General features: G+C 37.2%; 7 protein-coding genes. 3 read left to right on the forward strand and 4 right to left on the reverse strand.

Annotated elements, in window-relative coordinates; translation table 11 throughout:
- Positions 1-370, forward strand: a 370-nt coding sequence (locus tag ACJMLO_RS02100; protein WP_405293450.1) for a hypothetical protein, incomplete at its 5' end; no start/stop codon positions are given.
- 308 nt (positions 371-678) lie between these two features.
- Positions 679-1,638, forward strand: a complete 960-nt coding sequence (locus ACJMLO_RS02105; RefSeq protein ID WP_405293452.1) for a PLP-dependent cysteine synthase family protein — start codon at positions 679-681, stop codon at positions 1,636-1,638.
- Here the strand turns inward: ACJMLO_RS02105 and ACJMLO_RS02110 are convergent.
- From ACJMLO_RS02110 to ACJMLO_RS02120, 3 genes are all read right to left on the reverse strand, one after another.
- Positions 1,635-2,465 (reverse strand): HIRAN domain-containing protein, encoded by an 831-nt coding sequence (locus tag ACJMLO_RS02110; RefSeq protein WP_405293454.1) that lies wholly within the window; start codon positions 2,463-2,465, stop codon positions 1,635-1,637. The two genes, ACJMLO_RS02105 and ACJMLO_RS02110, sit on opposite strands and share 4 nt — an antisense overlap.
- A gap of 24 nt (positions 2,466-2,489) precedes the next feature.
- Entirely contained in the window at positions 2,490-3,938 is a 1,449-nt protein-coding gene (locus ACJMLO_RS02115; RefSeq protein ID WP_405293456.1) for a dihydrolipoyl dehydrogenase family protein, read from the reverse strand.
- Positions 3,939-4,104: 166 nt separating this feature from the next.
- Positions 4,105-6,072, reverse strand: a complete 1,968-nt coding sequence (locus tag ACJMLO_RS02120; RefSeq protein WP_405293458.1) for a HEAT repeat domain-containing protein — start codon at positions 6,070-6,072, stop codon at positions 4,105-4,107.
- Positions 6,073-6,180: 108 nt separating this feature from the next.
- On the opposite strand from ACJMLO_RS02120, the gene ACJMLO_RS02125 reads away from it, so the two are divergent.
- Positions 6,181-6,864, forward strand: coding sequence for a hypothetical protein (locus ACJMLO_RS02125; protein WP_405293460.1), 684 nt, complete (start codon positions 6,181-6,183; stop codon positions 6,862-6,864).
- On the opposite strand, the gene ACJMLO_RS02130 is transcribed toward ACJMLO_RS02125, so the two are convergent.
- The coding region (locus tag ACJMLO_RS02130; protein ID WP_405293462.1) for a hypothetical protein at positions 6,865-7,866 on the reverse strand (1,002 nt) is incomplete at its 5' end.

The following is a 7,866-nucleotide window of genomic DNA, read 5'->3' on the forward strand; positions in this document are numbered from 1 at the left end:
TATAAAAATAGAAAGCGGAAATGTTTTAATAATTATCGAAGGATTGACAATGTATCTTCAGCAGGATGATGTCTCAGAAATACTGAAAATAATATCAGACAATTTCAGGCACTGCACAGTATTCGTAGAGATAATGCCTCCGACTTCAGTGGAAAACGTAAGGGAAATATCAGTAGAGGAGACAGATTCCCAATTCACATGGGGAGTTCAGAATGGCCAAGAATTATTGAAACTGAATTCAGACTTCGAATGGATTCGTGACGTGAATCTCTTTGACGGCATGAACAAGTTCAAGCCGATAACAAAACTCTTCACCTGGATACCATTCATAAGAAGAAAGATGGATTATATCGCAGTTTTAAAAAAATGAAAAAAGAAGAATAGCTTTTAAGCTATTTTTCTTAATTGGAATGCGGCAACGTGTTGCAGTGGAAGTTTTTTTTCTCTTAATTTGATGTTGACCAGCACAGACAGTGCTTTGATTTTTTCTTTTTTTTAGCGGGACGTAAGTTGTTTCGTGTAAACTTGTACATGTTGAATTTTTTGACCTTTTACATCTGGTTGTATGATTTCCCATTGATTTTAATTGACAATATGAAAAATGCGATGGATAATAAAGTATTTTTATAATTAGAATAATATATAATAATGTTATATCATTAGATTGGTTGGAATGTTATGAATATTGAGAAGTTAGTTGGCAATACTCCAATGATAAAGATTACTTATGAATTTGAAGGACAATTAGATAGCATATACACCAAACTTGAATATTACAATTATTCCGGAAGCATTAAAGATAGAATTGCACTATATATCCTTCAAAAAGAGCGTGAAAACGGCAAGCTTAAAGAGGGTCAGGCAATTGTAGAGGTTACAAGCGGAAATACTGGAATTTCCTTTAGTGCCATAGGGGCTCTTTTTGGCCATGATGTTCATATTTTCATGCCCGATTGGGTATCCCTTGAGAGAAGAAAGCTTATAGAAATGTATGGTGCCCATGTCCATCTTGTTTCAAAGGAAGATGGAGGATTCAAAAAAGCTCTGGAGCTTGCAGAGGAATTTGCCAACAGGCATGATGCATACCGGCCACTCCAATTCGACAATGAATTGAATGTCGAAGCCCAATACAGGACAACCGCTAAGGAAATTCTCGATGCTGTGCCCAATGTCAATGCCTTTGTTTCAGGAATCGGAACCGGAGGAACATTGATGGGAATCGGCAAAAGGCTAAAAGACAACAACCCTAACTCAAAGATATTTGCTTTGGAGCCTTCAACACTGTCCATCCTTAAAATGGGCATGGAAGAGGGAACCCATATGATAGAAGGCATTGGCGATGACTTCATTCCAAGCATTGTTGAGCAGGACATTATTGATGACATTGTTCTGATTCATGACTGTGATGCCATTAACATGTCCAAAAGAATATCCAGTAAATTCGGTTTGGGCATTGGAATTTCAAGCGGAGCAAACTTCCTTGCAGGAGTGCTTATGAACAGCGATGAGCTGACTATGGCTACAGTATTTGCAGATGACAACAAAAAGTACATCACAACAAAACTGTCTGAAAAAATCGATGACGATCCCAAGTTGATTTCCAATCAAATAAGGCTAATTGATTTTGAAGTTATCTAGATGATTTTGGCAACGACATATTCCTGTAGATAAACGAACAGTATTTCAGCCTTGGCGTTATCTCCAATCTTATTCTTTATCTGTGATGCACTATTTGCCCCATCCATCAGAGTATATTCGCTGTTTGCGACATAACCTATTTTTTCACCATCAAGACACACTGCTATTGCATCACTGTCATGTTCGTTATCCTCCTCTTTCATCAAATCGACAATCAACCCTTGGGAGGGGGTGAAATCATAAAAGTAACTTCCAGTGATGTTAACTATAGTGTCATCTGTGTTTTCCAGATAGTCCATTTGCCTTTCCAACTCATCCAGTTTATCAAATTCCTTATGGGCAATCAGGTAGGATTTTTGGGCATCTCCAAGACGTCCAAGAGCTTCCAAAATCTCTGCCTTTAAAAAATGTAATTCAGATGCATCTTCACTTTCAGGCATTATATCCAGAGACTGGTCAATCAAATCAAGAGCCTTTTCATAATTGCCTTCAGGGAAAAATGTAACTTTAGCATACTTATATAAGGTATTCGCCTTGTTGATTTTAACCTGCACGGATTGATTTAAGGTCAATGCCAGGTTATAGCATTCAATCGACTCGTCATAGCGAGACAGGTTATCAAGAATGATGGCCTTAAGATTCCAATTTCTCCAATCATCCTCGCTTTTTAATATATTGTTTATTAAGGAAAGGGCATCATCAAATCTGGATTCATTTATAAGTTGATTGATTTTAGGTGTCTGTGATACTTTAAATGTAGTTTGGTATGTATTGTCACTATCTGCATCATTTTCTGACTCTCTTGTGAGATATTCATTCTTTTTCATCCAAATCAACCAACCAATGTGTGTTTAAAATTTGTAATGAATTTTATGTAGCTTATACAGACAGACTGAACTGCTTGAAGGGAATGCGTAAATCATATGGTCAAGCTCTTCCAGGCTTATTTTTTTGTTGATGATAAATGCAAACATGTTCACCACGTTTTCGGCCTCCGGAGAATATATCTCGGCACCAACAATCTGCAGGTCCTTGTCAACAATCACCTTTGCCTCACTTGTCATGTCATTTTTGAGCACCGCAGAGTAGGACCTTCCGTATCTTATGGTATGGACATCATATTCATCACTTTTTTCACCAACATATGCCGGAACTCCAACGGTTGCAATTCTTGGTATTGTATATGCCACTGCAGGTATTGCGGGATAGGTTATTGCATCTGCTTTTCCCAACAGTTCCTTTGCAAGATATTTGGATTGATGTATGGCAACGGTTACAAGCTTTGCAATTCCAGTATCTGCCACATCTCCTGACGCATAGATATTTTTCACATCGGTCTGCAGGTGGTCATTTACCTTGATTCCTTTGGAGGTATAGGTCAATCCAACATTTTCAAGGCCGATATCCTCTACATTTGCGGTTCTTCCAATAGCCGCTATTACATAATCGCCTGTTATGCTCAATCCGCTGTCGCAGTTAACTGTGAATCCGTTTTCATAGGCCATATTGTCAATTTTTGTGTCGGGATCCCTTAGATATTCATCACTGTTCATTGCATTTTCAATATTTGATACTTTTGCTTCGGGATTGTCAATTTCAACATTGCTTATAATTTCCTTAACGCTTTGGCCAAAGTGGAATCTGATATTTTTCTTTTTGAGTATTTCAATTACATTCTGAACATAGGGCTGATGGAAGTATTTCAAGGCCATGTCTCCCCTTATGATTACATCGGCTTCAAGCCCTGCTTCGCCAAGAATGGATGCAAATTCCATTCCAACAAATCCGGCACCGATTATGATTGCATGCTTTGGAAGCGCGTCAATGTCGAGAAAGTCATTGCTGTCATGGAGGTATTCCTTTCCTGGAATATCCGGAATTACCGGTTTCAAACCTGTGCAGATTACAATTTTTTCTGTTGTAAATGTATCCTCGCCAACCTGAACTGTGTGTTCGTCTAGAATTACCCCTTTTCCGTGAGCCACATCGAGGCCGTATTCCTTAAATTTACCATCCAGAAATATTGACATTCCTGCAATTCTTTGACGTTTGTATTTCATCAGTTCAGTCCAGTCAACATCAAATTCGCCTGATTTTCCAATGCCCTCAAAATTATCGCCCAAAGCCTTAATCTCATATGGTGCGTCAACTATTGCCTTTGAGTTGCATCCCCTGTTTGCACAGGTCCCTCCATATAGGCTTTCTTCAACAATCAATACTTTAAGGCCAGCTTTTCTTAAAAATCTGCCTCCCTGCCAGGAAGCATTTCCACTTCCAATATAAATAACGTCATAATCCATGTTTTGATCTCCCATAATTCATCAATAATTAATTTTTAAATGCATTTCATATATACCATCTGTTTTAATTTAAATTAAAATGACATATGACCATCAGTAATGAAATGCATGATAGATTAAATTAATAGTTTTTATCAACAACTATATTTTAAACTACTCTTCAATGCTATAAATTAAATCCAAAATCATCTTCACCCAATTGAATCTGTGCCTGTCTTGCAACTGAAATGTCCAAGTCGTTATTGTAGACAAAATGCAAAAACTCCTCATCTGTTATGTTGGCGATTATTGCCAAACGTATATGACCTTCGGGAGTTTCATGATAGAGGCTTTTGAGAAATTCCTGATTGTGGATTTTTTCAATAGCCCTTTTTCTGATTTCAAACAATGACCTGTCCTTTGCAAGCAGTCTTAAAATCTTTTCATCGACAATATCATCAACGTATTTTTCACGTTCAAATTCACTTTCCTCATAATTGGTTACCTTGAGGTATAATTCATTGGCCCTGGCATCATCAACATCTTTTTCATCAAGACTTATAACCAGACTGGTGTTTGCCTCATCATTTTCTATTCTGCTGAATGCTTCACGGCGAACCCAGGGATGGGAATCGTTTTCTGCAAGATATATAAAGAGTTCCTGATTGTCAACTTTCTTTAAAGCTTCAAGACGGACATAGTAATTCCTGTCGTTTCGACAAATATCCATTAGAATATCCTGGTCATCGATTTTTTTAACTGCATCAAGGCGAACCCATGGATCCCTATCGTTTTGGGCAATATCGACCAGCAAATCCATATTGTCAACACCTGAAATGGCATCCTGACGAATCCAGGAATCATCAGCATCCTGAGCGATATCCATTAAAAGGTTCTTATTGTTGATTTTCTTAACTGCCTCAAGACGGACATGGAAGTTTTCATCATTTACTGCAATGTCTTCCAGAATAATCTCATCATCCATTTTTTTGACGGCTTCAAGACGGACGGCATAATTCCTGTCATGCTGGGCAATGTCTTCAATGACGATTTCATCGGTGACGTTTTTAACCGCTTCTGCCCTGACCCAAGGGTCTTTGTCTGTTTTTGCTAGTTCAATCAAAACTCCTTCATTGCTGATTCTTTTGATTGCCTCTACCCTTACCCAGAAATCCAATGCGTATAATGCAACGTCTTCAAGCAAATCTTCATTATATACTCTTTTAAGAGCTTCAAGAGATATGTTTGAATGCTCTGCCTCCTTTGCAATATCAGCCAAAAGACTTTCATTATTGACCTGACTCAATGCCTGTTCGCGTACCAACGTGTCATCATCGGATTTTGCAACAGCTGTGAGGAACTTCTCATCAGCGATCTTTTCACATGCTTCCAGCCTGACCCATGATTCGGAATCATTTTCAACAACATATTTCAATACGTCCTCATCATCAATACTTTTTATGGCCTTAAGACGTATTGAATAGATTCGGGCATTTTTACAAATATTTTCCAACAGGTTCTTGCTTTTTATTTTGCCGACTGCTTCCATTGCAACTGTTTCATGCTTTTCGGTGACTGCAACATCAGCCAATATCTCTTCATTGTTGAGGCTTCTTACGGCTTCAAGACGAACGGCAGCATTTTCATCGCTTTTTACAATTCTTTCCAAAATGCCCTCGTCATTGATACTTTTTACGGCCTCAAGGCGCACGGCAGCGCTTTCATCATTCTGTGTAATCTCTACAAGTTCATTCTCATCGGTTATGTCTTCAATGCACATTAGGCGGTTGTATGCTGATTCGTCGCTAATAGCCAAATCGGTCAGCATATCCTCATCAGTCATATTGTTCTGTGCCAATTTGGAAATATCACTATTAAAATTGTTTCTGGCAAAATCGTTTAGGATATCATCATCATTGATTCTCTCGATTGCTTTCATTTGAATATCAACATCTTCACTTGACTTAGCAATGTCTCCCAAAATGTTATTGTCAGTAATGCGCTCAACAGCCGCAATTCTAATATCTTCCTGAGTATCGTTTAATGCAACTTCAGCCAGTATATTTTCATCTTTTAGCTGTTCTACGGCTTTCAATCTGATTTTAGGATCCTTGTCTTTCCATTTCTTGCGCCTTAACTTGTCTAAAAAACTCATAAAAATCACACTTAATTAAAACTTTAACCATTAAATTTAATATAGGTTAGTGTAAAATATCTTTTACCTCATATAGATTTATTATGTTTAAACTATAAATATCAATATATGAAAAAATCCCATAAGATAATTCTCATTGCAGTGCTAGTGTGTGTCATTTGTGGAATAATCTACTTTGAAACACCCAGTTACAATGAAATCACCTACAAAACAATCGGAAATACCAGCATAGGCACTGTTGAAGTGGGAATTGCCGGAAATGAAAATGCAACAAAATGCATTGCCCTGATAACAGGAATTCATCCAAGGGAAACACTGTCCATTGAACCAGAAATTCAGGCCGCAAGGGAATTCATGAGGGACGACGTAAAGATAATAAGCTATAAGGTAACCGTAACCGAAAGCCCACAGGATTACGAACAGGGCAGGGCAAATGGCGAAAGTCTTGTTCATGATTATGTAAATCCTCATGTAACCACATCTGATGCCGATGCAGTAATTATCAGCCATTCACACAATCCTGATTATGGCGAATGGTTCTATCTTGCTACACCTGAAATGGATGATGCATCTGTAGGCATAGCAGAAAAAATTAGCAATACAAGTGATTTCAACTATTATCCTGTTACCGGCAAGGAAACATACAAATCAACATCAGCAGTGCTTGTCTCAAAACCGATTGCACAGGCAGGATATCCAACATTCGTTTATGAGATTCCTGAAGATATCTCAGAAAGGACATCCACCGATAAAACCAAGGAACTCTTTGGACTGATTGCAGATAATCTGTAATCATATATATTCATTCAAAAATGAAATTATCTCTGAACCTATTTTGGAGTAATCCTCCTCATCATAAAAATCTTTTTTAGTTGATTTGAAGGAAAGTATCTTTAAATCCTTAATGGATCTTTTTAATGTGTCAAAATCAGCAGGCTGATGGAATAGGATACTGTTATCGCAATAAATTATTAAAGTTTTAGCCTTAATGTTTTCAAGCTTGTCTTCGACATCATAGTTTAAGATTGCATTGTTCCTTAAATTAAAGTCATATATGTCTGTTGTCAGACGTTCATCAACAAATTCCTCCAGGAATATCTCAATCTCATCAGTCGATAATTTGCTGAAAATTTCTTGAGGCTGTGATTGGGAAAATAAAAATGTGAAGATTGCAACAACTGCTTTAGACAGTGAAACACTGTACTTTTCGGCATTATATTCTTCAATAGAATCAATAAGAGCTTCAAAACCTTTAGTAAGAATATATCGATAACCCGAACATTTAAAATCACTATTTAAAATCAATATGAAATCCATATCATCCGGATATTCACATGCCCAGGTGAAAACCTGAAATCCGCCAAGCTCTTCTCCAATTATTCCAAGAAATTTACGAATCTTGAATTTTTCAAAAATGAATTGTCTTTTATAGTTAACTATATCCAAAAAACTATATTCCGGGAAATTCTGCTTTAATTTTGATGTGGACGGCGAATAGGAATCCGGCAGCCCAAAGTCCCTTACCATTATAATAAATAAATTATCTTTATCCAAGTATGATCCGCTTATAAAACTATGATAAGCTTCCACTAAAATTGAAACCGGTCCTTTATAACTTGAACAATAAACAATCGCATTGGTTATGTATCCCTCATCGTCATATTTCGGGGTTCCTGATGTGGCATATTCAACATCAACATCTTCAATGACCTTGCCGTATTCAAGTTCAAAAGATTTGATTTTATATGTACCGTAGTTTCTATTTGGATTGTTGACATTTGGCATTTTTATCAA

Source organism: Methanobrevibacter sp. (genome assembly GCF_045120835.1).
Taxonomy (GTDB): Archaea; Methanobacteriota; Methanobacteria; order Methanobacteriales; family Methanobacteriaceae; genus Methanocatella.